Below are 26,148 nucleotides of genomic sequence, written 5' to 3' on the forward strand. Positions count from 1 at the left end.
AGCGTCACCGGCGCTGTTCCATGAGCAACTGTCAGGATTTGCAGGTGATTGAGGTGCGTCACGCTGCGGCGGGTTCCTCGGGGCGTTCGACGAGGCGACCGTTCTCGAAGCCGACGCCGACGCTGGCTCGGACGAGGGCGAGGGCGAGGGCGACGGCGTGGGGTGCGGTGACCTCGCACCAACGGGCCTGGGGCGAACTCGACGGGTTTGAACACCATCGCAAGTGCCGCAGCCGGACTGCCCGCGCCGCAAGTGACCTTGGTGTGGAGCTTGACCGCGGAGAAGGACGACTCGATCGGATTCGTGGTCCGCAGGCGAATCCAGTGCCCGGCCTGGAAGTCGTAGAACGCCAGCAGTTCTTCCCAGTCGTCGACGATCTCCGCGACGGCCTTGGGGAACTTGACGCCGTAGGTCTTCGCGAACGCCTGGATCGCCTTCTCGGCGTGCGCGCGGTCCTCGGCGTTGCAAATCTCCTGCATCGCCTTCGTCGCGCCCGGCTGTGCGGACTTCGGCGGGGCACTCGTGAAATTCCGGGCCTTGTGCGCCCCGCACCGCTGGTGCCGGTCGCCCGGGAACACCTCGGCCAGCGCTCCACAGCCCATCGCGCCGTCGCCGACGAACAGCTCGGGGTCGCGCATGCCCCGTCGGCGGCAGTCGCGCAGCAGGTCGGCCCACGACTCGGCCGACTCACGCAGCCCCTCGGCCAGCGCGATCAGTTCCTTGGCGCCGTGCAACTGCACGCCCATCAGCACCAGGACGCAGGAGAGGCCAGCCCGTGCAGGTAGAGCAGCGGCAACACCTCACTGGCCTTGGGTGACTTGCGGCACCACGGCGGCAGGATCTTCGAGGAGAACGGCATCCGCTCGCCGGTGGCCGCATCCACCCTCTTGTCGTTCACGCGCGGGGCCGTGGCTTCGACAGAACCGGCGCCCGCCCAGCGCCATCCGTCTCGGCGGCTAACTCGGCTATTTTCTGGCTGACTTCGGCCTCCAGCGCGGCAGCGAACATCCGCCGGGCACCCTCGCGGACCGCCACCGTCGGCGCCTCCGGATCAAGGCAGCACCCGCCTCCAGGACTTGGCCGCGGCCGTACGGGCTTCCAGGTCGGCGAGCGACTGGCGGCAGTTCCGAAGCGCTCTTCCTGTAGTCGAGGTGGGTCTGGCCTCCCGCTTCGGACGCACCCGTCACCTTCACCTCGTACGGCGCCGACGAGCTGGTCGACATCGAGCGCCGCCAGAGCGCCCGGGACGGTTACGAGTGCGTGCCCGCCTCGCTGGAGGCGCTGCGCCGCCACTTCGCCGGGGTCGACCGCGGCCCGAGCTTCGGTAACGGGCGCTACGCCCGCACCGTGCTCGAACAGATGATGACCAGCCAGGCCGGGCGGCTCGGGTCCGTCCCGGGCGCCGGCACGTACCAGCTGCGGCTGCTGCTTCCCGAGGATGTGACGGAATGACGGAGGAACACGAGCTGACCGGCAGGCATCCGTGGAGCGGCCGGTGTGCCACCTGCTTCAAGGCCTTCAACCCCGCGTGCCCGCGCGCGGTGCTGGACGAGAGCACGCAGGAGGTCCCGCGGCGGCCGGCGGAGCCGGTGCCGCCGCTGACCTCGATGTCCCAACGCCGTACCACCGCCAATCCCCCCACACCCGAGAGCCCAGCTGCGTCCGGGAACCCCGGGGACACCGCCCGGCCGAGGGCCACCGCGCAGCCCACTGCCGCCTCCCGCCCCCTTGGGCACCACCGCCTCCTCGGGCCCGGTCGCTTCCGCCGAGGAGCACCGTGTGCCGGGACGTTCCTCGGCCCCACTCCGTGACCCGCGCCTCCCGAGGACGGACGCGTCGACCGGCCCGGCCCCGTGGCGGGAGCGCACCGCACCGCACCCGGTCCCCGATACGGCCCCCGCACCCGGTACGGCGGTCCGCACGCGCACCGCGACGCCGGGCGCTGCACCGGCCCGTGCCCCGCGCCCCGGTAGCGCCGCGCCCGGCAGGGCCGGGGCCGCGGCCACGGAGGGAGGCACGTCCCGATGACCCGGCCGCCCCGTGGGGCAGTTCGTACCCTCCCGTGCTGCTGGCCGCCATCCTGACCGCGGCCGGACCGCTCCTCGCCGCCTCGCCCGCCGCAGCCGACATCGGCCTGCCCCGGATCCCCACTGCCCCGCCCCGGGCCGGTGGCTGCGTCAACCCTTCCCGGCAACATCGTGTCGACGTCCCGTGGCCGCAGCAGTACATCACTCCGTGCCGCGCATGGGACACACCCCGGGGCGCGGGCGTCACCGTCGCCGACCGCGCCGCCGGGATCGACGCGGCCGTTGCCCGGCGTGCGCGCGTCATCGATGTCCCGATCGCTCTGGCCCGGAGCAGCCCGGCGCTCGTCGCGGCGGTCCGTGACGAGAGACGCCACGGCACGGTGGTGATCGCCCCGGCGTACGCGTCGGGCGGCACGGTCACGGGATCCGAGGACGCCCCCGCCCCGGCCGCCTATCCGGCCGCGTTGCCGGGCGTCCTGGCCGTCGCCGCACTCGGACCGGGCGGTGCCCCGGATCGGAAGCTCGCACCCCGCACCGCGCCCGATCCGGCCGCGCCCGGCGATGCCGTGATGAGTGTCGGCCCCGGGGGGTACGGGCAGCTTCACCAGCAACGGCGCCGAGCTGGCCGCCGCCTCGCGCCGCCTCGCTCGCCGTCGCCGCACACCCGGATCCGACGCCCACTCAGCTATCCGACCACCTCACCGCTACGCCGTATCACATCCCGGCCAACAAGGCGCTGGTCGGCGCGGGCACGGTGGACCCGACAGCGGCCGGCACCGCCCCGACCCCCGATCCCTCGGCCGACCCGTCCCCCAGGATCCGGCAGCCCTCCGCATGCCACCCCCCCGAGGCTCACTCCGGCCGCACCACGGCCATCGCCATCACCTCCGCCGCCGGGATGACCGTCCTGATCACGGGCTTCGCCGCGTTCACCCTCCCCCGGGACCGACGTCGGGGCTGACAGCCGGGAGGATCGGCGCCGTAGGCGGTACGCCACCGGGCACGGGCCGGCGCGTCGGGCTGCTGGTGGCCCGGCACCGGCCCGTCCTGCCGCGTCAGGAGGCCGGAACGTCGGCGATGCGAGAGGCGACGCCGGGGGTGGTCGTGATGACGGGCGCACCGCCCATCGGCCGGTCTGCGGCGGGCCTGAGACCGGATGCGCTGGCAGGGCCTGTCGCCGTGGATCCCGCGCAGGTCGCGGTCGATGACCACGACGTCGTACGCGTTCACGTCGAGCCTGGCTGCGGCGGCCAGGCCGTAGTGCGCGACATCGACGGCTGTTGCTCCATTCAGCAGGGCCGGTAGATCCCTTCGGGATCGTCGTGGGCCGATGCCGCGAACTCCTCGAAGCCCAGGTTGCCGATGCTCAGATTCGCGTAGACCTCGTGAACCCCTGCGGGAATGGTGCGGAACTCGCGCCCGAACTCGGTCAGTTGCTCGTAGTCCTCTTCGTCCACGCAGTCCTCCCCGCCCAGACCGGATCGTTGATGAAGTGGATCTGCGCCTCGTACTGCCTGTCTCCCCAGGGCTCCATCAGCGCCGCCGCCAGATCCCGCCACGCCCGGTCGTCGTCGTAGTCGGTCCTGACGACCAAGGCATCGAACTCGTCGCGGCGTGACACAACGGGCAACGTTCCCATGAATCTCTCTTCTCGGTGACTATCAGTGAGCTGTGCCGTGACTGTCTCATGGGCCGTCCGTCACGTCCCGTGGGGACCGGCGTTCCACCCGGGAGTTGACTGCGCAACCCGGCCATGAATGCCCTCCGCCTGAGCGAACACACCAGCAGTGCCGCTGGCCTCCGCCACCACGCCCGCGACAGGCCGGGGGCCTTGCCACCCCGGCATCGCATGAACAGCGAGGGGATCACGGTCGACGGCGAGGCGAAGCCGGTGGGAGCCGCCGCCACCGCCGCTACGAGCGCAAGGCGGAACACTTCCTGGCCTTCGCCGGTATCGCTGCGGCGCTCATTTGCTTTCCGGCGCCTCTCGCACCAGGCGTGAAGCGGCAGGCTGCCGCTACGGAACGTTCCAGGCGGCGATGAAGGGCTGCTCGCCCTCGGTGGCCAGGAAGCTGAGCGTGCCCGGATGCGGGTGGCCGAGCAACCGGCTGGCGGACGCGTCTAGGCCGAGCCAGCGCACGGTGAGCACGCGCGCCAGATGACCGTGGGCGACGACGGCGACGTCGCCGTCGTCCAGCAGTGGCCGGATCCGGTCAAGCACCGCATCCGTGCGCGCGGCCACCTGCCGGAGCTCCTCGCCAGGATGGGCTGCGTCGCCGGGAATCACGCCGTCCCGCCACAGGTCCCAACCTGGCGCCGTCTGCTGGATCTGCACCACGGTCAGTCCCTCATACCCTCCGTAGTCCCACTCCATCAGGTCGGGATCGGGCTGGACGCCTGTCAGGCCGGCCAGCTCGGCCGTCCGCATGGCGCGGCTCAGCGGGCTACTGAACACGGCGACCAGATGGCGTCGGGCAAGCCTCGGAGCAAGCGACCTGGCCGCGGCCTCGCCCGCGTCAGTCAGCGGGATGTCGGTGCGGCCGGCGTGTTGGCCCGACAGGCTCCATGCGGTCTGGCCATGCCTGATCAATATCAGTTCACCCATGACTGCGCACCGTATCCGATCACGCGCAAACTGCCGAACGCTTCCTCGCCGCCATCGGCTGCACCCTCATCCGCTACAGCCGACCCACCGGATGGGACGACTTCCGAGTAGTCGCGAGCACAAGCACGAGTGCCCCGGGCGCTGTGGCCACGGCCGCCGGGCCGGCCGGTCAGAGCAACGCCCACCCCTGAACCACGTGCGGCGGCGTTGTGCAGACGCCCAGGAATCCGGCGTGACGACTGGGCGTCTGCGGACAGACAGGAGCAACACGAGATCCCATCATGGCTCTGGTCACGACGCGAGGACGCGCAACGTGCCGTATCCGTGGAGGAGTTGCCATGTCGGGCAAGAGAAGACGGCTTACGATTGGCGGCCTTCTGGCCGCCGCCGTGTTGATGGTAGGTGCGGCGCCCGGGGTGTCCGCAGGCGCCGTCGGGGCGAGTGACGCGGCTCGGTCGCCGTCGACGGTTTCAGCGGCCGCGGTGGGTACCCCGTCCGTCGGCACTGACTGGGGTGCACCGGGGCCGTACGCCGTGAGTGTGGAAGTCGGGATCGTGCACACCTTCTACCGGCCGCAGAATCTGGGGCAGTCCGGAGAATCCCATCCGGTGATCATCTGGGGCAACGGCACAGGCGCGGTGCCCGGCGTGTACAGCTCGCTGCTGCGGCACTGGGCGAGCCAGGGCTTCATCGTGGCTGCCGCCAATACGCCGACCTCCAACTACGCAATCAGCATGCGCCTTGGCATCGACGTGCTGGAGCAACGCAACGCAGACAGCTCAAGTCCCTACTACCACAAGGTGGATCTGGCGCACATCGGCTCCGCCGGTCACTCGCAGGGTGGCGCGGCCGCCGTCAATGCGGCGATCGATCCACGGGTGATCACCGCTGTGCCCATACAGCCGGGTCCCCTGACCGATCCGGACCTGATGGACGAGCCCGTCTTCTATCTGGCCGGGCAGCAGGACCACATCGTGTGGCCGGCGTTGGTGAAGGCGATGTACCAGGATTCCGACCACGTCCCTGCCGTCTACGGTGAGGTCCGGGGCGCCGGCCATCTCGACTCGATCGGCGACGGCGGGGACTTCCGTGCCCCGGCCACCGCCTGGTTCCGCTACTGGCTGATGGGCGACGAAGCGGCCGGCCGGATGTTCTTCGGCCCGGACTGCGGCTACTGCGCGGATGCCACCTTGTGGTCCGGCTGGAAACGGAACGCCGCGGCACTGCAGCTCTCCGGTCCGACGGCCTGAGGGACAGGGCAGGCCCGGGTTCAGCGCGGTGTCTCCGGTGCCCGGAATGCCTGCGCCCAGCCGAGCCGGGCCGAACCTCGCCCGACTCGGCTGACCAGCCGCCCGCGACCACGCCCACCTGGATTCCACATGCCGCACGCCGCATCCGACAGCACCACGCCCCGCCCCGGCAACTGCATACCCTGCCCGATGAGCCACCCGCGTCCCGGCTTCGCGCCCCAACTGTTCCCCGCGCCGTGCTTCCGTATCCCCTGGCCCGACCACAACTCCGAAGGACGACGGAGCCATGGGCAACCAGGACCAGAACCAGGACAATCACGGCTGTGACCCGAACCTGTGATGGGAAGGTCCCTACACCCTTCTCGCCCGTCGCGACATCTCACAGGACGAGGAACTGACCAGCGACTACGCCACCAGTACCTGGGATGTTCGCCCTGGCTTGCTCCTGCGGATCACCAACCAAACGCCGTAGGACGGTCACCGGCAACGACTGGAAGATAAAGCAGGAACGCAATACCTGTCATCGGTCAGCCATCGGGACAGGTTTGACGACCCATCAAGCACCCCATACTGTCGATCCCCACCTCTCATCATGTGGATATTAATTTCTGGATAGCAGAAACCTGTAAAGGGTGTGACATGCGACTGAACGCGGTACTTGACCCTTTCCACGAGTCCACGGAACGGTTCATCGCCACCGTCAGAACGCTTTCCGACGCGCAGATCCGGCAGCCCTCCCTAGTTCCACCATGGACCCGTGGTCACACGATCACACATGTCGCGCGGGCCGGCGACAGCCTGTGCCGGCTGCTGGCATGGGCCCGCTCGGTAGTGGAGACACCGCAGTATTCGAGCATGGAGTCACGGGCCGCCGAGATCGACGCAGGTGCGGCACGCCCGACGGCGGAACTGGTCGCCGACGTCGCGGCAGGCGCCGATCGGTTCGCCGAGGCGGTGCGTGCGCTGCCCGAGGACGCTTGGCAGGCGGAGGTGCGCATGCGCACTGGCGAACTGCGCACCCCGCACACGCTGGTGCCCGCCCGGCTGCGGGAACTCGAAGTACACCACGCCGACTTGGCGGCCGGTTATGGCTTCGCCGACATACCCCCCGCCGCCGCCCGCTGAATCATCGACGACATCGCCGCCGAATTCGCCCGCCGCGACAATGTGCCCGCACTGCGCATCGAGGCGCTGGACAGCGACCTGGCACACGACCTCGGCGACCCGGCCGACAGCAGCACCACCCCACTGATCGCCGGGACGCAGGCCGCCCTGCTCGCCTGGCTCACCGGCCGCTCCACGGGCGCGGACCTGAGTATCGCCGGGGCCGAGAAGGTGCCCGCGGCCCCGTACTGGATCTGATGCCCCCGCCTCTGCGCCGCGGGCCGGATCGAGAGCCCGAGCCGGCTGATCCGCCAAGCCGCAATCGCCGCCGTCCCCACCGGCACCGAACGCATCACAAAGACCAGCCTCGACCAGATCGATATTGTTCACCTCGCCAAGACGCGCCACCAAAACAAGCCGGAAGTCTTCATGACACCGACCCGGAAGAACGCTCTGCTCAGGAGAAACACAGCCGGTGCCCCGAGACGTAAAAGCTGCACGCAACAAGACCCCTTACCTGCGTCGAAGTTGACACAATTTCAAGTAGTTCGGCCCGACAGATACCACGACCCGTTTCTCCGCGATCGTCAGGTCTGGCGTCGCTACCGACGCTGGGCGGAGAGCAGTTCGCGCAACTGGAGGCAGAGCCGGCCAAGGGTATTCGAACTCTCACTTGCCCGGCAGGCCGCCTGTTGATCACCCACCAGCCGAACCGCCGGCCCGGCATGGCCCGACCTCAATCGTGTACCGAACCGCAAGCAGCTGGCCGAGCGGCTCGTAGTGTTTCGGGCAGACAATCAACGCCTTGGAAGTCGCCCACGGGCCGGTGTCGGGAGCGACCGGCATGCCACCCGGCTTGCTGCGCCAAGAACCAAAAAAAGTGGATCCGGTCATGAACAGGAACCGGCTCGGGTAGTCCGGTCCCGGGTGCGGGCAGGGACGCCCTGGCTCTCGGGTCCTGCATAGGACAGACGAGCCGACAAGAACCGGCTCAGGATCCGGCAGTGGACACGTGGCGATCCAACTCGGCGGCCAGGCGCCGCATGACCGTACGGTTGGCGCGCCGCATGGTGGCCCGGACGACGGGCGCCAGCAGGCAGTCGGCGAGCGGGCGCGTGCCCAGGTGTACTTGAACGACACGCGGCTTCCGCCTGTTCGCAGCCGTTCGATGGTGTAGGTGCCACGGGCCAGGCGCCGGCCGGCCGCACTGACGTTCCGTTCGACGATGCGCCGAGGCGGGTCGGCCTCGACGACCTCGATGGTGACGTCGGTCTTCGTGCCGCCCAGCGCGGCTGTGACCGTGGCGCACGATCCGATGCCGCGACCGGGGCCGCTGTAGTGCCAGTCGGTCAGGTAGTGGTTGGTGAATCGCTCGTGGTGAGTCATGACATCGAGGAAACCGTAAGCCTGCTCGGGCGTCTGCGGTACGTCGATCGACACGGTGACAGGCTTCATGTACCACACGGTACATAGGCCATGTACCAATTGGTACACTCGCAACGTGGTGAATACGGACGGTTCGCATCCTGAGGACAAGGCAGCGCCCGATAAGGACGGGGACCGGCGCTCTCAACTGATGAACGCAGCCGTCGACTACGTCTCAGCACACGGCTTCGCGGACCTGAGCCTGCGCGGTCTGGGTGCCGCGATCGGTGTCAGCCACCGCATGCTGATCCACTATTTCGGTTCCAAGGAACAGCTGCTCGTCGAGATCGTCCGGACTTCGGAGCAGCGCCAGCTTGATCTGCTGTCCCGGTTCCGCCTGGAACCCGGTCTCTCGCCCTCCGATGCTGCGAGGCTCCTCTGGAAGCAGCTGACGGACCCTCGACTGGCAGGTCAGGAGCGGCTCTTCTTCGAGATCTACGGGCACGCGCTGCGGGGCCGTCCCGAAGCCGCCCCGATCCTCGAAGGGCTCGTGAACAACTGGCTCGAGCCACTCATGGCCGCCGAGGTCGCCGCAGGTGTGGACCCTGCCGTGGCCCGGAACCGCGCCAGGCTGGGACTCGCCACCGTCCGCGGCCTGCTGCTCGACCTGCTCGCCACCGGTGACCGCGTCGGTGTCGACGCGGCCATGGAGGAGTTTCTCCGGCTGTACTACGACTCGAAGTGACGGAGCCGCCGATTACGAAGCTGGCCCCGTGGCGGCCGCCACATCCGGGTGTCGGAAGAGGCTCCGGGACAGGCTGAATCCCCATGGACCGGGGCGTGGCGGGCAGCAAGCATCATCTGATCACCCATGGGGCCGGCATCACGCTGCGCGAAGTGTGCCGCCCGTGCGGGGGGAGCGCAGCCGGCCCCGACGCGATCAACGCTTCCTCACAGTGTGCGGTCAGCGGATACGAACCGCGTCGGAGTCAGCCCCAGGTCTGGCCGGCCGGTTCCTTGATGGTGCGGTTGATCCGGTTGAAGAAGTTGGTCAGCGCGATCTCCAGGTTGATCGCTCCGATCTCCTGCTCGGTGAAATGGGCGTCGGCCTTTGCCCAGATCTCGTCGGTGACTCCTTCCGCACCGTCCTGCAGCTGGGTGGCGGCCTCCGCCAGCTCCAGCGCCGCGCGCTCCGCATCGGTGTAGAACGGCGCCTCCCGCCACGCCACCACATTGTGCAGCCGCTCGTCGGTCTCGCCGGCCTTCTTCGCCCCGGCGACACTCGCGTACACGCACGCCGAGCAGCTGTTGATCTGACTGACGCGCAGGTGGACCAGCGCGAGCAGCTTCGGGTCGACGCCTCCGGCCGCGATCGCCTTCTGCAGATGCCCGACCGCGGCCCACACGTCGCGGTTGTTCGTGTTCTTGTTCTTGAGCCGGTTCTCCATCTGGGAGTGCTCGCCTTGATCGGGGTTACGTTCCGGGGCTTGTGCCCGTCACACCTATGACGGAGCAGTTTCGAGGAAGGTAACAACATGCCCGACGCCCATCCCACGGATCCGGTCTCCGAGGCCTTCGAGTCCCACCGCGACCGGCTTCGAGGCGTCGCCTACCGCGTGCTCGGATCACACGCCGACGCGGAGCACGTGGTCCAGGAGGCATGGCTGCGTCTCTCCCGCCAGGACACCGGCACCATCGAGAACCTCGGCGGCCGGCTGACCACCGTGGTCGGCCGCATCAGCCTCGATGTCCTGCGATCGGGCCGGACCCGCCCTGAAGTCGCCCTCGACGACCAGCTGCCCGAATTCACCGTGACCCTCGACGACGCTCCTGCTCCGGAAGACCTCGTGGCGCTCGGGGACTCCGTCGGCCTCGCGCTCCTCACGGTCCTGGACTCGCTGCGCCCGGACGAACGGCTGGCGTTCGTGCTGCACGACGTGTTCGCCGTGCCCCACGGAGAGATAGGCACAATTCTCGGCAAGTCCACCGACGCGACCAAAATGCTCACCAGCCGCGCCCGCAGGAAAATCAGGAAAGTACGAGACTTCCAGCAGCTGGCAGGCACCGGACGACAGCAACGCGAGGTGGTTCAAGCCTTCCTGGCTGCGGCCCGCCACGGTCAGTTCGAGCAACTGCTACAGGTTCTCCACCCCGAAGTGAAGTTCACCATTCACACCCCGGATGGACGGTTCGTCACGCTCGGAGCCACCGAAGTCGCCACCCGCGCGCGAGTGGCAGGCGGCACAGCCCGAGGACATGCGGCGACCGTCAACGGCCGCCCCGGTGTCATCACCTGGAGCGAAGAGGGCACCCCGGTCTCCCTCCTCGCCTTCATCGTCGCCGACGGCCGCATCACCGAGATCACCGCTGTGATCGATCCGGCCCGACTCGCCCTCATGAATCTGCCGGACCCGGTGTGGCTCCCTGCCGGAGACCGCCGCTCGTCCTCAATGTGGCCCATGCCGGGCCAGACCCCGCAGGGAGGGTGAACGTGGCCACCTCATGGGCGGAGGGTGCTGGGCAGGGTGCCGTTCGGGGTGACCGGCAGGGGCCCAGGACGAGCCAGCGGTGGGTCGGATGCCGAGCGGGCCGAACTCGTCGAATGCGAAGACCCGGTCGGGGAAGCGGTCCAGGACGTGTTCGATGCGGTCGAGCTTGGCGTCCCGCTCGGGGTCCGGGGACTCCTTCCACGTCTTGGTGCGCTGGAAGGTGATGCCGCGGCGGGCGAGCAGGCAACGTAACGCCTCGCGGCCGATGCGGGTGACGCGGCCGTGGACTTTCCGCAGGTAGGCGGCGAGTTTACGGATGGACCAGCGGGTGAAGGGCTGGCCGAGCTTGGGCGGGCGGGTGGTGGCCGTCTGGACGACGAAGTCTTCGTCGTCAGAACCGAGCAGGCGGGGACGGCCTCCCGCCCACCGAGGGTCCAGGCAGGCCAGGCCGATCTCATTGAATCGGTGGATCACGTCCCGGACGGTGTCCTCGTCGGCCTGCACCAACTGTGCGATCACCGGCACCCGGTTACCGCCGGCCGAGGCCAGCAGCATCATCGCGCGCCGGTAACGCACCGAACTGGTGCTGCCCCGGCGCACGATCTGCTGCAGCTTCTGCCCTTCCTGATCGGTCAAACTGCGCACACGAACAGGCTCTGCCACCACACCCCCAGCGATCGGACGGACGTCACCCCATATCCAACCGCCGCCATCCCCAACCCGGTGAACCTTCCCGGTCAGAGCACTAGTAGTGCTTGGTCATGTTGGTGCGGGGTCTGGCATGTTGCGGTGACAGGTGGGGCAGGCGCCGGTCCAGATCGCGAGGAGTATCTGCAGCTCGTGGACGACTCGGTAGAGGCTCAGGCCGACGCCGTCTCTTTTGGGGATCGGCTCAGTCGCTGCAGGGTGCAGAAGGCGTGGGCGACCGAGACGAGGGTGACGTGGTGGTGCCAGCCTGGCCAGGTTCGGCCTTCGAAGTGGGCCAGGCCCAGGGCCTGTTTCATCTCGCGGTAGTCGTTCTCGATGCGCCAGCGGAGCTTCGCGGTGCGCACGAGGACGGGCAACGGGGTGGTTGCGGGCAGGTTGGAGAGCCAGAACTGCACGGGCTCGTCCTGGTCGGCGGGCCATTCGGCCAGCAACCAGCGGACCGGAAGCTCGGTGGCGGCCGTGGCCTTGCGGATCTCGCGTCCGGCGGGCCGGATCCGCAGGGCCACGAAGCGCGAGTACATGCGTTTGTGCCCGCTGCGGCCACTGCCCGGCCGTGATCCCTCCCTCCACTGCACCGGCCGCGCGGAAGACTTTCCGGCCGCGATGACCAGGCTCTTCACCCTCCGGGCCGGCTCGGGGTAGGCAGGAACCGGCCGTCTGCCCCGGCCTGTGCAGGCCGGGGCAGACGGCTGTGCGTCCTCGGGCTGTGCGGTGGTCGGGGTCGAGATGCCCACCACGTAATCGAGACCGCGTTCTTCCAGGCCGAGCCGGAAGGCGGCGGTGTCACCATAGCCGCCGTCGGCGATGACCTGGGGCACCTCGATGCCCCAGGACCGCGTCTCGTCGATCATGTCGAGGGCCAGCTGCCACTTCTCGACATGGCCCACCTGGGCAGGGATGGCGCACTTGCCACGGCGGGCCACTTTGGCCTGATCGGCCTTCGGCGAGGCGGGATCCCAGCTCCCGGGCAGGAACAGACGCCAGTTCACCGCCGCCGAGGCGCCGTTGGAAGCCAGGTGCAGCGACACCCCGGCCTGGCAGTTGGTGACCTTGCCCGCAGTGCCGGTGTACTGCCGGGTCACACACGCCGACGCATCCCCGTCCTTGAGGAACCCGGTGTCATCGATGATCAACGCGGTGGGCTTGACGACCGGCTGCATACGCCAGGCCAGACGGGCCCGCACATGCGCCGCATCCCACGGGCTGGAGGTGATGAAGTGGGCCAGCGCCTGCCGGTTCCCGTCTTCGCCCAGGCGGGCGGCCATCGGTTCCACCGACTTGCGCCCGCCGTCCAGCAGCAGGCCCCGCAGATAGACCCCACCCCACCGACGCTGATCCGCTCGCGCGAACGGCTCGAACATCTCCGCCGCGAAGTCCTCCAGATCACACCGGACCGCAGCCAACTCCCCACTCAGCACGTCCTGTCAACGACACGACCCATCAAGAAGACACGCCATCGCAGACCGCACATGACCAAGCACTACTAGAGAAGCGGGCAGGTGAGCGGAAGGACGCGTTCGCTCACCTGACCGGTGAACTGGGTTTCGGTGAGGGTGACTTCGGTGAGCCAGTCCGCTGCGGTCAACTGGTCGACCAGGTGTTGCAGCTCTTCGGGATCCACCGGGACCCAGGCAGCGAGAGACTCCAGAGCGATCCCCCGACCGCCGGGACCGAGACGTCCATCGATGCTGGTCTGGGTTGCCAACGTCATCGCCAGCAGGCGGGCGGCCGCGGGCGCCTTGGCCTTGCGGAGTTTCTTGTCCGAGACGACTCTCTGGGCCCAACCGCTGAGCTTGGGCCGCATCTTCTTGCCGAACGTGAACGGTCCGGAACCGTCCGCATCGGGCACCAAGGAGGGCACAGTGACGGTAGTGGGGTTCTCCGGCCGGGATGCGAGCAGGTCACTGGTGGTGCCGGGGATGCCCAGCCAGCCGCAGCAGGCCAGCTCCCCGACCAGGCCCTCCGGATCGGTCAGACCCAGCGTCGTCAGATCCTGCCCGACGAGGTTGCCGGTACCGGCGTGCGCGGTGCGCAGGGTCAGCATCACCGCCAACAACCGTGCCTCTGGGCCGGGAAGCGGGCTGTGGTCGGCCACGTGCGCGAGGACAGAACGTGCGTGTTCCCACTGCGTGGGCACCGCCAGCAGGCGGGCCACCGTCGGCCCGTCACTGTCCGCGCTGTGGCCGGTGCGCTGCAGCTGCTGGAAGCGCGCGGCGACAGCGGCCTGTTCGGCGCGCCGTGCCTCCAGCCGCAAATTGATGTCGCCGGTGACATCGGCCCAGGCCATGAAGGCCCGTGCCTTGCGTTCGTGGAGGTCGGCGAGGAGCCCCAGGTCGGGTTCGGTGCGCTGCTGGTAGGCACGGAACAGGTCCCCGAGCTCGACAAGCTCGTCGCGCAGGACAACGGGCCGCAGACCGTGCGGGATGAGGCGCTGCGCGATCATCTGCCTGTTTACGCGGTTTCGCCCTGCAGGGGCGGGGCGGGCAGCAGGCACCGGGGGCATGCCGGCCGTGGGTGAGGAATGGTCGGAGAACTGCGGAGCGCCGGCAGGAACGGCCGACGGAGGTCCGGCAGTAGCCGGGGGGCCGGCCGCCGGGCCGAATACGGCGGGGGCGGTGGAGACGACCGTCGCGCCAGGCGTGGCGGCCGCGCAGCGTGAACAGCACTCCATGGCCTGCCACCAGCGGCCCTCCCGGTCGGTGACAACGGCCAGGACCGCCGCCCCGCCGCACCTCCAGGGCTGGGCACGCGTCTGCCGGTCGGCGGGACGGATATGGGCGTGGCAACTCTCCGCCCTGCACGCGCAGTACGACTGGGCCCGAGGCGGCGCAGCGGCCTTCAGGTGGGCCTTGAGGTGGGCGACCGCGGCCGCACGGCCGGCGGCCGCGGTCGGCAGGCGTTGCTCAGGGCAGGCTGGGCGGCTGCATGAGATGCGCACTCCTGTACTGCCTCGCCCGGCGGGGTCCAGGCGCACGGTCCATCTGCGTCCCAGGACCCGATCGTCCAACTCGCTCGCCGCGGCGTGCGTCATCCCGCTCTTCCTCCTGTGTTATGTCCCTGCCGCCTGCGCTTTCCCGTCATTACGGGCGGGGCGTGTTCGTCGAGCCCACCGTACGCGCCACGCGGCCCCGTTGGCCGGGAAACCCGCCTTGCGACCAGCGCGAGCACCATTCCCAGCAGGAAATCGGGACTGAGCCGACACCGGTGCTGCTGTTCGGCGGCCCCTGAATACCGGCTGTCCCGGGGCCAAATCACAGACGGAGCCGCCAATCTGGCATGACGTGGGCGGGCCACACATTCCCACCGATCGGGTGATCTGACCAAGTGGGAAAGGTTCCCCCTGAACAACGTGAATGATCAGCAGGACTTCAACAGTCACTGCGTCTCCGTCTCCGGGCTGCCCCGTGCGCACACCTCTTCTGCCTGAGGCCTTCGCTGTGGCAATGCCCTTCAGCGTTGCCGCGCCATCGGCCTGCGCGGCCTCCGAGGTGCCGTCGGCAAGGGCACCGGCTCCCTCCGCTCCAACGCCCGGAAGACATGAGAGAACCGGAACAAGCCCCAGTGGCGCAGATTCACCGATGTCGTCTTGATCGGCCTCGACTTGATCGGGATCGCGGACTCCCCGAGAGGCCGATCACCAAGAATTCTGCATGCTGAGCGGAGTGGCATCCGCCACCCACTCGGCGATCGTCCAGCAGTTCTTGCGGGGCAGGTCGGCGAGCACCCCCAGCACCAGCCGTCAGACCCGACGCCGCGGTTCGATCCGGGCGAACCGGCCCGCGATCCGCCTCATCAGGGCCTCGAAGTTCGTCCGCCAGCGGCCGGGATCTATGCTGTGACCTGCGGCCACCGTCTCTTCGTCAGTCCACACAACTCACGATGATCAACGGTGGTCACAGCCGTGTCAGCACCGGCCCCACCAGCAAAATCATGGCCCGCAGCCAAGGCGCTATTACTCAACGACCGCTGTCTGGCCGGGACGCCACCGAACCCAGCAGGTGACTCCCTCAACCTGGTAGCGACGGTCGGCGACAAACTGCCACTGGGCCACCAGCCGCCGCGCGTCAGCGGGCGCCTGGCGGTGCGACGCGAGCAGCGCATTCAGTTCGTCGTACCGGGCATCGATTCCCCCAATGCCCGGATGGCTGTCCGGCGCGGAGGTCCTCGCTTCATGTCGCTCATTCCGCCTGGCGTAGATCGCCCACTGCTCTCGCTCCAGGGCCAGCGCCTCCACGCTCGCGGGCCACACCCGGTATTCGGCAGCGTCGTTGATGTTGGCGTAGTCGTCGTTCTGGAAGTAGTGAGCCGCGCCATCTACTCGGCGACACCCGAACGAGGTCCGTCGTACCACTCCGATTTGATGTGGACACGCTCGAACCCGTCCGTGATCAGCTGTCGTTCGTCCCAGGTCTCAGCCACGCGAGGAGGGTACCGACGACCGGCCTCGGCGTACGTGATCGAGATCTACAGCTGGAGTACTGACCTGCGGGCATGACGGAGCACCCCGGGTTCGGCACGATATTGAAGTGGCTGCTGGACCACCGAGGTCTCAGCGCACAGGAGTTGGCCGTCCGCGCTGGGTGAATGAGCCCTTCGAGCGACGAGACGAGAGGTCAACCAGTCGATCGGCCGGGTCAGCGCGGCCTGCAGCAACCGCCGGTACAACCGGCCGGCCCCCGCGCCTTCCAACGTTGCGGCGGCGCGCCGGGAAGCTGGGCAGACAGCCGGCTCGTCGCGCTTGAAAGCAGGTGTGTCAGCTCTTTCGGTAGGACGCGTCCAGGTTGGGGATTTCGACGGAGGGGTGCAGAGTGACGCCATCGACTGGCTTGACCTGGGCGGCGACCAGGGCGAGCACGGCGGACGCGAGGCGGACCTTGGTCGCGTCGGTGCGGCCGTGGAGCAGGCCGATCTCCACGTGCAGGACGGCGTGCCCCTCGGTCTCGGTGCCGACGGTGAAGTCCTCGACCCGACGGAAGCGGGTCTTGCAAGCCTCCAGGCGGGCGTCAACGGTATCGACGACGATCGGGTGCAGGGCGAGCGCGAAGGCCGGACGGTCGAAGGCCGCGTCGAGCAGGCCGGAATAGTCGACGGTGATCTGCGGCATGGCGGACAACTCCTCGGATGGGATCACATGATCGGCTCCCACCTTACGGAGGCCGACTCAATCGATCGCCACCGCCCCGTTCAGGATCACGCCTGAACCTTTGCAGGGCAGCAGGCGGATGTCCGGAGACCTCTGAGATTGCCACCGGGAGTTCACGGAGACGGTGGGGTCCACCCCCCTGGAGGGATACCTCGACTGGCCGGATGCGACCGTCATGAGCGGTGCTGGTGTCGACGTCGATGCTCCATTCGAGGAGGTGTCCGAGGTACCGTCGCGCTCGCACTGCAGCCTGTCGATGAACTGGGCGCCGGTGGCCGCCGGTCTGGTCTCGACCGCGTCCAAGTGACGTTCTTCCCTGTGAGCGCCGGGCAGACCGGGCTCGAAGTGTCAGGACATCCCGGCCGACGTCGAGGCCGGTCGTATTCCTCACGGTCCTATCCGCCCGCGACACGGTCCGAGAAGCCGACCGGGCTTCTCCCGACTTGGCCTCCGTACGGTCGGATTGCCCAGCGTCGAACTCGCACGATGGCGGCGCCGAGGGGCGCGCTCCCGGACAGAGCGGACCTGTACGAAGCAGTTCCGATTGAGGTGCTGGTTGACCAGGTGCCGGGCGGTGTCGGTGAAGCCGCTCCGCAGCGCCGACAGGGCGGGCAGCCGGCTCGATCGCCAGCAGTGGCTGCCGCCGCTGGATGACCCGACAGAGATGGCCGGCCAGCGGCCGAACAGCGACCAGGCTGGCGCATCGTGAGGTTCGTCCTGTTGTAGTCGGCCACCAGCAGCTGCGCCTGTCAGCCGGCGGCAGGCACCATGGTCTCCCCCACTCAGCAGGTTCCCATTCCTTCAGGAGCGGCCTTCAGCAGCCACACGAACAGCAGCATCTTCACCCCCCGGCCAGCATTTCTACCCAGAAGGCCTCATCAGATAATGCTCCACCCACACAGGAGAAATGCCCGTCCACATCTATCTGCAGCACGCTTTAGGCTTTCTCTTGATTCGAACGGGAGGGGCGGGAGCATGGCGATTTGGGGACTGGTCATCGAGACGACCGTGGGTATCGGGGAGCGCAAGCACGGGGAGGCGTACGTGCTGACGCATGTGGACGGCACGCGCGAAGAGGCTCTGGTGGAGCTGGAGCAGCGTGCCCGGAGACATACCCCGGAGCACCCTAGAAGTCCGAAGCGCCGTCGGCTCTTCCGGGAAAGCGACGGTTTCCTCCTGGTGATCGATGGTGCCTGGCAGTCCTTCAGCACGCGGTTCACAGTGGCGGAACTGCTGGACGACAGCGCTGCACCGGCCACGCCGGCCACGCCGCCGGCGCACCCGGCCCAGCCTGAGGCGGAACCTGAAGAAGAACCGGAGGCGGAGCCGGAGCCGACGGACGCGGTGCCGCCTCCGACCTCGACGCCGCCGGTGGAACGTGATGCGGACGGAGTACCGATACGGCCGAACTGGTGGGGCCGCACCGACCTTCCGTGACGACTGATGCGCCCCGTCTATGACGCCTCCAGAACGCATGGCGTCTTCGGGTTCGCGGCGCCGGGTCGCTGCGGCCGGGAGGCTCACCGCTGGACAGCCACCATCACAGGCGGAACGCCCTGTTCGAGCGTTCCCAGATCGCCGGGCAGCGCGCCGAAGCCTCGCGGCCCGGCGAGCGGGTTACGGGCGGGGCTCGACGCCCAGCTGCGGTTTCCACTTCATCCAGGCGATGGGCAACGCTACGGTCACCCCACCGACGACTGGCTTCGCTGAGTGTGATGCCAGTCGTGAGTGGTGGGATGGCCGGAATCTGCTGCCGTGGCCTGATGGGAGTCCGCCCTGATGCCCGTGTACGCGTCTCTGTCCCACGCCGTGGCCGAGGCCTTGGTCGACGTCCTGTGGGTCATCGAGGGCTCGGGGGCAGGCTGGGACAGTCCCGTAATGACGCCCTTTGCGGGTCGCGTATTCGTCGGCGCCGACCATCTGCGGGGCCGGAACTTCGAGGTCGGGCCACGTTTCGACCAGCCGCAGCACCGTGCTGCGGCTCGCGGACACGCCGTAGCAATTCGTCATGCGGGCACCGGCCCGCCCAGCAGGCGCGTGACCGACTGCGGCCAGCGTCGACCGCAGCCGCTCGGTCCGCCGGCCATACCGACGGGTCAACGCTGGAAGCTGTTCGGCGAAGGTCCGCCGCCCGTACGAGATGACTGGGCGGAGGAACCTGCGGACACGCAATCAGCGAGTGACCCGGCTGCCTCCACTGGGCACATCAGCGGGAAATCGCAGGAGGGAGCAGTGGATTCGCCATGCCCCGCTCCCGCATCCGGTACAGATGGACCCAACCACCTTGTTTGGAGCCGCTATCCGTACCGTCTCATGTTCAGGGCGACGGACAGTACTGCCACGTCGGCGATCGACGGGAACAGCAACTCCTTCAGCCTGGGCGCTACTTCTTCCACGGGCCGGACTGTCAGCCATACCGCACCGAGGACGGGCCCAATCCGGGAAACTTCCCCGGTGCCGACTCACCCGCCAATCGTGACTCAGCGGGCATGCTCCAGGGAATGTGAGCCAGAACTCCGACACGTGCACCCTGGCTGCTCATGCACCATGTCCCCGAGTCGATTGCGCTGCGCTGTCCCCGGTTGATTCGGATGGCGAGAACTTGCGTGCAGGTGTGCGCTGGTGACTCCGTGGCCGTCGGCAGCCTGTGGCTGCGTTACGACGGCTTGGGATTTCTGGAGCAGGTCGCCGTGGCGATGGAAGTCGCTGTGGTCCGGGCCCGTTCGCCGCGGCGGGCGAGGCCGGAGACGCTGACGGGATCACCCACGGCGGGTGCCGCGCGTATGGCGCGAGCCTGTTCGCGGCGGCGGAACGTGGCTGCCTGGCGGCTGTCGTACGGGAGGGCGTCATGAGCCGAGTCCTGGATGGAACCGAGAAGCAGTGCCTATCCGTGCAGCACGGTGACGTAGACGTACAGGGCAACAACACCTGCGACACAGGCGAGGATCACCCATGAACCGAAACTGGTGTGCTTCCCGCTGCCTTTGGGCCGCGCGGCCTTTCCGGAGCGTTTGGACCGCCCGGGCGCTGCACGTCCCGGCGGGACCGGCGCCGCATCTGCCGCTGCCTCGGCGAGCAGGCGACGGCAGGTCGCGGCAAGCACGCCTGTACCAGCGGAGAGGGGCACCACGGCCTCCGAACGTGCCGGAGCGGTAGTGCCGCCATCCAGGATGCGCCCCGCGCGTACGAGGATCTCGTCCCGGCCGCCCGCCGGAGCGAGGCTGATCCACCGCCGTACATGCTCACCCCGGATGACCACACCGCCGGACCGCTCCCGGTAAACGGTGTGCTCCCGCCACAAGATCTCCGCCAACTCAGTAGCGGTTTCTCTCAGTTGCGCGCTCAAAACCTCTCCCCCTCCCCATCCGCCTCGCGGCGAATCGAACAAGCATCGCACTCTAGCGGTAGGCGCGGTGAGGGATCCAACAGCCCCCAGCCGCCGCGCCTGCCCACCCCCGGGCACGGGTCCAGCACTACGGGAAGGCATCAGCGCAGCCACATGAGAAGGGTCCAGGTCGCAGAGGCAGCCGGCGGAACGAGGAGTCGGTCCTGCCTATTGCCGCAGGTCACGGATTTGCCCGGGTGGCACTCAGAGCCACGACGTGCTGCCCAGCCAGCAGAGGCCTGCATACCCGCCAGAGGTTGGGCAGCTCCTTCAAGCAGTCGAGACATTCACGCAGCGAGCGAACAAGCGGGCGCGGCTCCCGGCGAGACCCAAGCCCTCCTCCAGGTTCATCCCGAATGCGCCGGGGATACAACGAAGCGCCACGCGGCACACGCTGGGCCAACACCTTCACCGCCGCCGTCGCTGCGCGGCCGCCAACGGCCCGTTACGGTCGATTTGACGGAGGACCTGGGGTGGCCGAGCGGTCGGCAAGTCATGCTCTTGGCACTTCAGACCGGCGAGGATGCACTTCTACGCATGCTGAGATACGGGGCTGTCGCCCTCCTGAAGCCGCACACGGATTGACAGCGTTTACCTCCTCCACATGGCAGTGAGCCCTTTCCGAACCGCTGCCGGGCGAGGGGGCCAACTGCCGCACTCAGTTGCTACAGGCATCTTCGGTGTCCAGTCGCTTTGCCGACTTGAGGAGGTACTCGGGCAGTTTTGAACTGGCCGCCAATACCTCGATGCCTATGAGGCGGCCCCGCTCGTCGAAGTCGAGGTTGATCACGCCGTCGACGTCCACCGGATCGCAGGGATACATCTGGGCGGAATTCACGCAGTCCTGCGGATCGGTGAAGTACACGTACGCTGCGTCAGCGGTCTTGTCGTAGGTGACCTTGATGTCTGCCACGGTGAGTTGGCTCCCTTGATGCAGGTGATCTCGATCTCGCTACTGCCCCGTCCACCCTGGGGTCCTGCTGAGCTCATGCTGCCGCTGCGAGCAAGGCCATGACGGCCCTGACGACGTCGGTGATGCGAGTGATGCGAGTAGCGCCGCAAGGAATATCGCGCAAGAACAGCAGCCCTGGAGTGTCGCGTCTGCCGTCTCACCGAAGCTTGGATCCTGGTGTGGAGGAGTTCACTGCGAGCGGAAAGGCCCCTGGGCCTCGACCACTTCGCCGACCGACAATGCCCTAGCTGTCCAGTGCGGTCGGGCGAGTGGTGGCGTCGTACGACTCCCGGGCGTCGAGCAGCTCGTCCCAGTGCTTCTCCGTCCAGGCGCAAGCTACCGCTATCGGTTGGAGCATGCTGCGGCCCAACGGCGTCAGTTCGTACTCGACATGCGGGGTGGCCTCGGCGTAGACGGTGCGCTTGACCAGACCATCTCGTTCCAGCGACCGCAACGACTGGGTCAGGACCTTGGGGGTGACGCGGCTCAGTGGCACGCGCAGCTCGGAGAACCGGCGCGGCCCGTGCTCGAGACAGCGGATGATGAGTGCCGCCCATTTGTCGCCGAAACGGATCGGATTGAGTGAGGACGGGCACAGTTCGTCGAACATGTCGGCGGGCAACGGTTCCCTCATGGTCTCACTCTAGCCAGTATCCCCGTGGTAACCGAGGGCTTCGGTAGCTTCCGGGAACTGGCCGGCTGCATGGGCCCCGGCCCTGGTGAGAGGCGGTTCGTCGTGAAGATTGTGGTTTTCGGGGCAGGAGGTCGGGCCGGGCGGCAGGTTGTGGCAGAGGCGCACCGACGCGGACATCAGGTCACCGCGGTGGTGCGCGAACCTGCGGGCCACGGCGACCTGACAGACGTGCGGGTCGTGGCCGGGGACGTCACGGACACGGCGAGCATCGAGCATGCGGCCGCCGGCCATGACGCCGTCGTCAGTGCCGCCGCGGACCTGTCCGTGCCGCCACACGAGTTCTTCACCTCGTCGTCCCGAGCCCTGACCACCGGCCTGGCCAACGTGGGTGTGCGCCGCCTCGTGGTGGTCGGGCTCGCGTCGGTCATGCCCGGTGCATCCGGTGCCCCCTTGATGGACGAGCCCGGTTACCCGAACGAGTACCGCTCCTTCTCCCTCGGCCACGCGGCAGGCCTCGACGAACTACGGGGGTGCGACCTGGACTGGGTGTATCTGGCCCCGGCAGGTGACTTCGACCATGAGGGCACGCGCACCGGCCGGTACCAGATCGCTGAGCATGGCGACCCGGCCAGCCGAATTGCATACGCGGACCTGGCGATCGCGCTGATCGACGAGATCGAGGCGCCCCGCCATCACCGGGCTGCCGTCAGCGTGAGGGAGGCGTGACGCCGGAGGGCCATGACAACTCGGAGCGTGGGACGCCGCTTCTGTGGGGGCATGCCTGCGGTTGAGCGGCGGCCGCCGACTCTCGCGGCGAGTTCGGTGAGATCAGGGATCCCCGAGAAGGTGGGTGAGACCCCTGCTCCGGCGTCGGCGTCGGCGTCGGCGTCGATGCATTCCGATTCCGATGAACGGGGGCAGACCAAGCGCTCTCGGCCTGACCTGGCGGGAGATGAGTTGGTGATGCTCCAAGGCAGACCGCGGCCATCCGTTCGTTCGAACCGGGAGCACACCGAAGGGTAAGTGCGCATTTTCCACACGCAATTGAAAGTGCAGGGAGACTGTGCTGTCCTGCAGGACGCGACTGCCCGGAGCGGCACGGACCGGCCCTACCCTTCGGCAGCCCGAGCCCCGAACGACTCGAACTGATATGCCGTCACTGCGCTGCTGATGTGGGATCTGTTCCGTCGTCTGCGTGCGCGGAAAGGATGTCTGACTGATGGCCACATCGGCGCCCCGTGATGTCCCCGATGTCCTCACCCCGGCGAAGCTCGGCCCGCTGACTCTGCGCAACCGCATTGTCAAAGCAGCAACCTTCGAGGGTGCCACTCCGAAAGCGCTGGTCACCGACCAGCTGATCGAGTACCACCGCAGACCCGCAGCGGGCGGGGTGGGTATGACCACCGTCGCCTATCTGGCAGTGGCCCCGGAGGGCCGAACCGAGCGTCACCAGATCTGGATGCGCCCCGAAGCCGGCCCCGGCCTGCGCCGCCTGACGGATGCCGTGCATGCCGAAGGCGCTGCGGTGTCGGCCCAGATCGGCCACGCCGGGCCGGTCGCCGACGCCGCTTCCAACCGCAGCCCGGCGCTCGGCCCCACCCGCCGGCTCAATCCCCTCAGCATGAGGACGACCAAGGCCGCCACCGAGGCCGACATCGCCCGGATCATCAGGGCGCACGGCGAGGCTGCGGAGATCGCCGTCGCTTCCGGCTTCGACACCGTGGAGATCCATCTCGGGCACAACTACTTCGCCAGCGCGTTCCTCAGCCCCAAGCTCAACCGGCGCCGGGACCGGTACGGCGGCAGCCTCGCCAACCGGGCGGCGGTCGCGCGCGGGGCCGCCCGCGCGGTGCGCGACGCGGTCGGCGACCGGATTGCCATCGTCGCCAAGCTGAACATGGACGACGGTGTCCCCGGCGGCATTTGGCTGGACGAGAGTCTGCAGCTCGCTCGGTGGCTCCAGGACGACGGCACGATCGACGCGCTGGAGCTCACCGCCGGCAGCTCCCTGCTCAATCCGATGTATCTTTTCCGCGGCAAAGCCCCGCTGCGCCAGTTCGCCGCCGCCTTCCCGCAGCCGCAGCGGCTCGGCGTGCAGGCCTTCGGCAGGCGCTTCCTGATCGAGTACCCCTATCAGGAGGCGTACCTGCTGGAGTCGGCCCGCCAATTCCGCGCAGCGCTGGACCTTCCGCTGATCCTGCTCGGCGGCATCGCCGACCTCGCCACCGCACGGCAGGCCATGTCCGAGGGCTTCGACTTCGTGGCCATGGGCCGTGCCCTGCTGCGCGAGCCCGACCTGGTCAACCGCTACACGGCCGGAACGAGCAACACGTCTCTGTGCGTGCACTGCAACCGCTGCATGCCCACCATCTACAGCGGAACCCGCTGCGTGCTCGTGGACCCGGAACCGATTCCCCGGCGTTGACCCGGCATCCCGCCCGGACTCCGCTACTCCCGAACCGGGCGGCGCAACCAGCGGACAACACGTCAACAGGTCCCGCAGGATCCGGGGGAACGGTTCCCGAGCCGATCCGGACGGGACACCGGCCGGCTCACGAAGGGCGCCGAGACCGCGTTCGCCGCTGCACGAGGACCCGTGCAGGCCCTCACCCGGCGCCGGCTCGTTGACGAGACTCGGCGGTCGACTCAGGCATGGAAACGGGGTGGACCACGCAGGTCTGGCGTTCCGCGGCTTCGATGTCGTCGTACTTCCCCACGAAGTCCTTCGCCGCGTCCGAGCCGAACTGGCGAGGTTCCTGCCGATGCTTGTTCACGCGCCGCAGAACACCGGCACTCAAGCTGTAGATCTTGATCAGCCATCGTGAGACGCTGCCGTTCGTGATTGCCAAGCTGCAGTGTGTGGTGTTGGACTGTGCTGATGTCGGTGAGCTGTCCCGGTTCTACCAGTCGCTTCTCGGCGGCGTGGTGAACCGGCCTGATCCACGGTGGTCGCTCGGCGAGGGCTGGGCAACGCTCCACACCGACGGTGGGTTCGTCCTGGCCTTCCAGCGCGCGGAAGACCATCGGCCGCCGCGCTGGCCCGACTCCGCTCATCCCCAGCAGTTCCATCTTGACCTGGCGGTCGAGGACCTGGACCGAGCCCAGGAGGATGTCCTCAATCGGGGTGGGACGTTGCTCGACGAGGGTGACGGAAAGCGAAGTTGGCGCATCTTCGCGGATCCGGCAGGACACCCGTTCTGTCTCGTCCGGGACTGACATCGGACGCCGACGCGGTGCGGCCATCGGTGAGCATCATCGTGAGTTGCGTGGACGGACGACGAGACGACAAACGCAGGCCGCGGCATGGATGGCCTGCCGGTAGCTACGGATCAAGTGTTCTATAAACTCCGCGGATGGCCAGCAATCTTCTCCATCTGACCGTCCTGGGGTCAGCGACGCCGTACGCGAGCGTGGACAACCCGTGTTCCGGCTACCTGGTTTCCAGCGGCGGCACCCGGGTCTGGGTGGATGCGGGTAGCGGAACGCTGGCACAACTTCAGCGCCATGCCCGTCTCGACGAGCTGGACGCGATCTGGATCTCGCACCTTCATGCCGATCACAGCTCGGACCTGCTGACCGCCTACTACGCGGCGCTCTTCGCGGACATTCAACTCACCGCGCCGATTCCCCTGTACGGGCCGCCGGGCATCGCCGACCGGCTGGCCGGCTTCCTCACCAACACCGCGACGCGCAGCCCCGTCGAGTCCGCCTTCGCCGTCCATGAACTGTATGACGGCCACCGGGCGCAGATCGGCGCACTCACGCTGACCAGCCGGGCAGTGGAGCACGGCATCCCGGCCTTCGCCGTACGCATCGACGCCAAGGACCGCTCACTGGTCTATTCCGGCGACACCGCGCCCTGCGCGAACCTTACACAACTTGCCTGCGGGTGCGATGTGTTGCTGTGCGAGGCCGAAAGCGCCCAGGTGCCAACCGACGGTGACCAGGTGCACCACACACCCGAGGACACCGGAAGCACGGCGAGCGGCGCCGGAGCCGGCCGGTTGATCGTCACCCACGTCGGTCGTTTCCTCACCCCGCAGCAGGCGGTCGCCCGCGCCTCGGCCCGGTTCGCCGGTCCTGTCGACTACGCAGCGCCCGGCGCAAGTTTCTCCATCGGTACGGCAGGTGCTGCCGGGCCCAGAAACTGAGGGATCCGGCAGGACTGGCCACCCTCACCGGCCAGGAGTCCGTACGAGGGCGCACGACGGTGCGACGCCCCCTCGTCGGGCGCCGTCGTCGAGAAGCCGAGACCGCTGAGGTGGCGACGTACACCCACTCGTTTGCGACTGTACGCAAGGGCACCAGGCCCGCTTCCCTGCCCTCCGCCGCATCGGGCTGGGTGCTCGTCAGAACGCCCGGCTTCCCATCGGTCCACTGATGGCAACAAGCCGTCCGGAGCGTTCAGGGCGGTGAGTTCGGTCTCCGACAGGCGCAGAGCGCCGGCGGCTATGTTCTGGGCGAGGTGGTCGGGGGACCTTGACCC

The 26,148-nt window shown here is 68.3% G+C and carries 26 protein-coding genes and 4 pseudogenes; 13 read left to right on the forward strand and 17 right to left on the reverse strand.

The genetic code is table 11. From position 1 onward, the window contains the following. Window positions 1-58 precede the first annotated feature (58 nt). Window positions 59-1,035: pseudogene (locus OG842_RS01640) on the reverse strand (IS256 family transposase). 225 nt (window positions 1,036-1,260) lie between these two features. Between OG842_RS01640 and OG842_RS01645 the strand changes: the two are divergent. Further along, the gene (locus tag OG842_RS01645) at window positions 1,261-1,452 is read left to right on the forward strand and encodes a hypothetical protein (RefSeq protein WP_266726758.1); all 192 of its coding nucleotides are present in this window, start codon (window positions 1,261-1,263) and stop codon (window positions 1,450-1,452) included. 1,730 nt (window positions 1,453-3,182) lie between these two features. Here the strand turns inward: OG842_RS01645 and OG842_RS01650 are convergent. The 4 genes and pseudogenes from OG842_RS01650 to OG842_RS01665 all read right to left on the reverse strand — a co-directional run. Beyond that, window positions 3,183-3,311: pseudogene (locus OG842_RS01650) on the reverse strand (response regulator transcription factor); the annotation flags it as partial. 5 nt (window positions 3,312-3,316) lie between these two features. Beyond that, window positions 3,317-3,484 carry a DUF6924 domain-containing protein gene (locus tag OG842_RS01655; protein WP_266726759.1) on the reverse strand — a complete coding sequence of 56 codons (168 nt, stop codon included), beginning with the start codon at window positions 3,482-3,484 and terminating at the stop codon, window positions 3,317-3,319. Beyond that, on the reverse strand, window positions 3,457-3,666 hold the full coding sequence (locus tag OG842_RS01660) for a DUF6924 domain-containing protein (RefSeq protein ID WP_266726761.1): 210 nt from the start codon (window positions 3,664-3,666) through the stop codon (window positions 3,457-3,459). Before OG842_RS01660 ends, OG842_RS01655 begins: the two co-directional genes overlap by 28 nt. Before the next feature lie 378 nt (window positions 3,667-4,044). Further along, window positions 4,045-4,632, reverse strand: a complete 588-nt coding sequence (locus OG842_RS01665; protein ID WP_266726763.1) for a histidine phosphatase family protein — start codon at window positions 4,630-4,632, stop codon at window positions 4,045-4,047. Between the two features lie 338 nt (window positions 4,633-4,970). Between OG842_RS01665 and OG842_RS01670 the strand changes: the two genes are divergently transcribed. The 3 genes from OG842_RS01670 to OG842_RS01680 all read left to right on the forward strand — a co-directional run bounded on the left by OG842_RS01670 (window position 4,971) and on the right by OG842_RS01680 (window position 7,244). Continuing rightward, entirely contained in the window at window positions 4,971-5,882 is a 912-nt protein-coding gene (locus OG842_RS01670; RefSeq protein WP_266726765.1) for a poly(ethylene terephthalate) hydrolase family protein, read from the forward strand. Window positions 5,883-6,521: 639 nt separating this feature from the next. Then, on the forward strand, window positions 6,522-7,007 hold the full coding sequence (locus tag OG842_RS01675; RefSeq protein ID WP_328512071.1) for a maleylpyruvate isomerase family mycothiol-dependent enzyme: 486 nt from the start codon (window positions 6,522-6,524) through the stop codon (window positions 7,005-7,007). A 12-nt stretch (window positions 7,008-7,019) separates the two neighbouring features. Further along, on the forward strand, window positions 7,020-7,244 hold the full coding sequence (locus OG842_RS01680) for a hypothetical protein (protein ID WP_443064050.1): 225 nt from the start codon (window positions 7,020-7,022) through the stop codon (window positions 7,242-7,244). Window positions 7,245-7,682: 438 nt separating this feature from the next. Here the strand turns inward: OG842_RS01680 and OG842_RS45110 are convergent, their stop codons facing one another. Continuing rightward, a complete protein-coding gene (locus OG842_RS45110; RefSeq protein ID WP_443063956.1) occupies window positions 7,683-8,441 on the reverse strand; it encodes an SRPBCC family protein in 759 nt (252 codons plus the stop codon). Between the two features lie 121 nt (window positions 8,442-8,562). Between OG842_RS45110 and OG842_RS01690 the strand changes: the two genes are divergently transcribed. Further along, the gene (locus tag OG842_RS01690; RefSeq protein WP_266726773.1) at window positions 8,563-9,096 is read left to right on the forward strand and encodes a TetR/AcrR family transcriptional regulator; all 534 of its coding nucleotides are present in this window, start codon (window positions 8,563-8,565) and stop codon (window positions 9,094-9,096) included. Between the two features lie 244 nt (window positions 9,097-9,340). Here OG842_RS01690 and OG842_RS01695 read toward each other — a convergent pair whose 3' ends face one another. Beyond that, a complete protein-coding gene (locus OG842_RS01695) occupies window positions 9,341-9,799 on the reverse strand; it encodes a carboxymuconolactone decarboxylase family protein (RefSeq protein WP_266726775.1) in 459 nt (152 codons plus the stop codon). 87 nt (window positions 9,800-9,886) lie between these two features. Here OG842_RS01695 and OG842_RS01700 point away from each other — a divergent pair, with 87 nt between their 5' ends. Beyond that, window positions 9,887-10,840, forward strand: coding sequence for a sigma-70 family RNA polymerase sigma factor (locus OG842_RS01700; protein ID WP_266726777.1), 954 nt, complete (start codon window positions 9,887-9,889; stop codon window positions 10,838-10,840). A gap of 24 nt (window positions 10,841-10,864) precedes the next feature. Here OG842_RS01700 and OG842_RS01705 read toward each other — a convergent pair. The 6 genes and pseudogenes from OG842_RS01705 to OG842_RS01730 all read right to left on the reverse strand — a co-directional run. After that, a pseudogene (locus OG842_RS01705) lies at window positions 10,865-11,503 on the reverse strand (helix-turn-helix domain-containing protein); the annotation flags it as partial. A 197-nt stretch (window positions 11,504-11,700) separates the two neighbouring features. Next, complete coding sequence (locus tag OG842_RS01710) at window positions 11,701-12,966, reverse strand: IS701 family transposase (protein ID WP_443063957.1); 1,266 nt, start codon at window positions 12,964-12,966, stop codon at window positions 11,701-11,703. A gap of 65 nt (window positions 12,967-13,031) precedes the next feature. Further along, window positions 13,032-13,991 carry a hypothetical protein gene (locus OG842_RS01715; protein WP_328512072.1) on the reverse strand — a complete coding sequence of 320 codons (960 nt, stop codon included), beginning with the start codon at window positions 13,989-13,991 and terminating at the stop codon, window positions 13,032-13,034. A gap of 1,200 nt (window positions 13,992-15,191) precedes the next feature. Continuing rightward, window positions 15,192-15,341, reverse strand: a pseudogene (locus tag OG842_RS01720) (IS701 family transposase); the annotation flags it as partial. Between the two features lie 159 nt (window positions 15,342-15,500). Next, window positions 15,501-15,899, reverse strand: coding sequence for a hypothetical protein (locus OG842_RS01725; protein ID WP_266726781.1), 399 nt, complete (start codon window positions 15,897-15,899; stop codon window positions 15,501-15,503). A 402-nt stretch (window positions 15,900-16,301) separates the two neighbouring features. Then, window positions 16,302-16,652: a 5-carboxymethyl-2-hydroxymuconate Delta-isomerase gene (locus OG842_RS01730; RefSeq protein ID WP_266726783.1), complete on the reverse strand. Its 351-nt coding sequence runs from the start codon at window positions 16,650-16,652 to the stop codon at window positions 16,302-16,304. Window positions 16,653-16,815: 163 nt separating this feature from the next. Here OG842_RS01730 and OG842_RS01735 point away from each other — a divergent pair, with 163 nt between their 5' ends. From OG842_RS01735 to OG842_RS01745, 3 genes are all read left to right on the forward strand, one after another. Continuing rightward, entirely contained in the window at window positions 16,816-16,998 is a 183-nt protein-coding gene (locus tag OG842_RS01735) for a hypothetical protein (RefSeq protein WP_443063958.1), read from the forward strand. Window positions 16,999-17,265: 267 nt separating this feature from the next. Beyond that, window positions 17,266-17,400 (forward strand): hypothetical protein, encoded by a 135-nt coding sequence (locus tag OG842_RS01740; protein ID WP_266726785.1) that lies wholly within the window; start codon window positions 17,266-17,268, stop codon window positions 17,398-17,400. Between the two features lie 266 nt (window positions 17,401-17,666). Further along, window positions 17,667-18,128 carry a hypothetical protein gene (locus OG842_RS01745; protein ID WP_266726787.1) on the forward strand — a complete coding sequence of 154 codons (462 nt, stop codon included), beginning with the start codon at window positions 17,667-17,669 and terminating at the stop codon, window positions 18,126-18,128. Window positions 18,129-19,575: 1,447 nt separating this feature from the next. Here the strand turns inward: OG842_RS01745 and OG842_RS01750 are convergent. The 3 genes from OG842_RS01750 to OG842_RS01760 all read right to left on the reverse strand — a co-directional run bounded on the left by OG842_RS01750 (window position 19,576) and on the right by OG842_RS01760 (window position 21,662). Then, complete coding sequence (locus tag OG842_RS01750) at window positions 19,576-20,037, reverse strand: hypothetical protein (RefSeq protein WP_266726789.1); 462 nt, start codon at window positions 20,035-20,037, stop codon at window positions 19,576-19,578. Between the two features lie 697 nt (window positions 20,038-20,734). Continuing rightward, a complete protein-coding gene (locus OG842_RS01755; protein ID WP_266726791.1) occupies window positions 20,735-20,989 on the reverse strand; it encodes a DUF2283 domain-containing protein in 255 nt (84 codons plus the stop codon). A 283-nt stretch (window positions 20,990-21,272) separates the two neighbouring features. Continuing rightward, the gene (locus OG842_RS01760; RefSeq protein WP_266726793.1) at window positions 21,273-21,662 is read right to left on the reverse strand and encodes a winged helix-turn-helix transcriptional regulator; all 390 of its coding nucleotides are present in this window, start codon (window positions 21,660-21,662) and stop codon (window positions 21,273-21,275) included. Between the two features lie 69 nt (window positions 21,663-21,731). On the opposite strand from OG842_RS01760, the gene OG842_RS01765 reads away from it, so the two are divergent. Next, complete coding sequence (locus OG842_RS01765; RefSeq protein ID WP_266733375.1) at window positions 21,732-22,388, forward strand: NAD(P)-dependent oxidoreductase; 657 nt, start codon at window positions 21,732-21,734, stop codon at window positions 22,386-22,388. Window positions 22,389-22,881: 493 nt separating this feature from the next. Beyond that, window positions 22,882-24,087, forward strand: a complete 1,206-nt coding sequence (locus OG842_RS01770; protein WP_266726797.1) for an NADH:flavin oxidoreductase — start codon at window positions 22,882-22,884, stop codon at window positions 24,085-24,087. Between the two features lie 181 nt (window positions 24,088-24,268). On the opposite strand, the gene OG842_RS01775 is transcribed toward OG842_RS01770, so the two are convergent. Next, window positions 24,269-24,436, reverse strand: a complete 168-nt coding sequence (locus OG842_RS01775; protein ID WP_266726799.1) for a hypothetical protein — start codon at window positions 24,434-24,436, stop codon at window positions 24,269-24,271. Between the two features lie 64 nt (window positions 24,437-24,500). Between OG842_RS01775 and OG842_RS01780 the strand changes: the two genes are divergently transcribed. Next, window positions 24,501-24,878, forward strand: coding sequence for a VOC family protein (locus tag OG842_RS01780; protein WP_266733377.1), 378 nt, complete (start codon window positions 24,501-24,503; stop codon window positions 24,876-24,878). A gap of 137 nt (window positions 24,879-25,015) precedes the next feature. Continuing rightward, window positions 25,016-25,813 carry an MBL fold metallo-hydrolase gene (locus OG842_RS01785; RefSeq protein ID WP_266726801.1) on the forward strand — a complete coding sequence of 266 codons (798 nt, stop codon included), beginning with the start codon at window positions 25,016-25,018 and terminating at the stop codon, window positions 25,811-25,813. Window positions 25,814-26,148: the final 335 nt, after the last annotated feature.

Origin of the sequence: Streptomyces sp. NBC_00376 (assembly GCF_036077095.1) — a bacterium.
Taxonomy (GTDB): Bacteria; Actinomycetota; Actinomycetes; order Streptomycetales; family Streptomycetaceae; genus Streptomyces.

Coding starts and splice junctions, on each gene's coding strand:
- OG842_RS01675 (WP_328512071.1), top strand. CDS start 6,522: ATGCGACTGAACGCGGTACTTGACCCTTTCCACGAGTCCACGGAACGG.
- OG842_RS01785 (WP_266726801.1), top strand. CDS start 25,016: ATGGCCAGCAATCTTCTCCATCTGACCGTCCTGGGGTCAGCGACGCCG.
- OG842_RS45110 (WP_443063956.1), bottom strand. CDS start 8,441: ATGAAGCCTGTCACCGTGTCGATCGACGTACCGCAGACGCCCGAGCAG.
- OG842_RS01765 (WP_266733375.1), top strand. CDS start 21,732: ATGGGCCCCGGCCCTGGTGAGAGGCGGTTCGTCGTGAAGATTGTGGTT.
- OG842_RS01690 (WP_266726773.1), top strand. CDS start 8,563: ATGAACGCAGCCGTCGACTACGTCTCAGCACACGGCTTCGCGGACCTG.
- OG842_RS01760 (WP_266726793.1), bottom strand. CDS start 21,662: ATGAGGGAACCGTTGCCCGCCGACATGTTCGACGAACTGTGCCCGTCC.
- OG842_RS01670 (WP_266726765.1), top strand. CDS start 4,971: ATGTCGGGCAAGAGAAGACGGCTTACGATTGGCGGCCTTCTGGCCGCC.
- OG842_RS01730 (WP_266726783.1), bottom strand. CDS start 16,652: ATGCCGCAGATCACCGTCGACTATTCCGGCCTGCTCGACGCGGCCTTC.
- OG842_RS01665 (WP_266726763.1), bottom strand. CDS start 4,632: ATGGGTGAACTGATATTGATCAGGCATGGCCAGACCGCATGGAGCCTG.
- OG842_RS01715 (WP_328512072.1), bottom strand. CDS start 13,991: ATGATCGCGCAGCGCCTCATCCCGCACGGTCTGCGGCCCGTTGTCCTG.
- OG842_RS01770 (WP_266726797.1), top strand. CDS start 22,882: ATGGCCACATCGGCGCCCCGTGATGTCCCCGATGTCCTCACCCCGGCG.
- OG842_RS01660 (WP_266726761.1), bottom strand. CDS start 3,666: ATGGGAACGTTGCCCGTTGTGTCACGCCGCGACGAGTTCGATGCCTTG.
- OG842_RS01700 (WP_266726777.1), top strand. CDS start 9,887: ATGCCCGACGCCCATCCCACGGATCCGGTCTCCGAGGCCTTCGAGTCC.
- OG842_RS01745 (WP_266726787.1), top strand. CDS start 17,667: ATGGCGATTTGGGGACTGGTCATCGAGACGACCGTGGGTATCGGGGAG.
- OG842_RS01695 (WP_266726775.1), bottom strand. CDS start 9,799: ATGGAGAACCGGCTCAAGAACAAGAACACGAACAACCGCGACGTGTGG.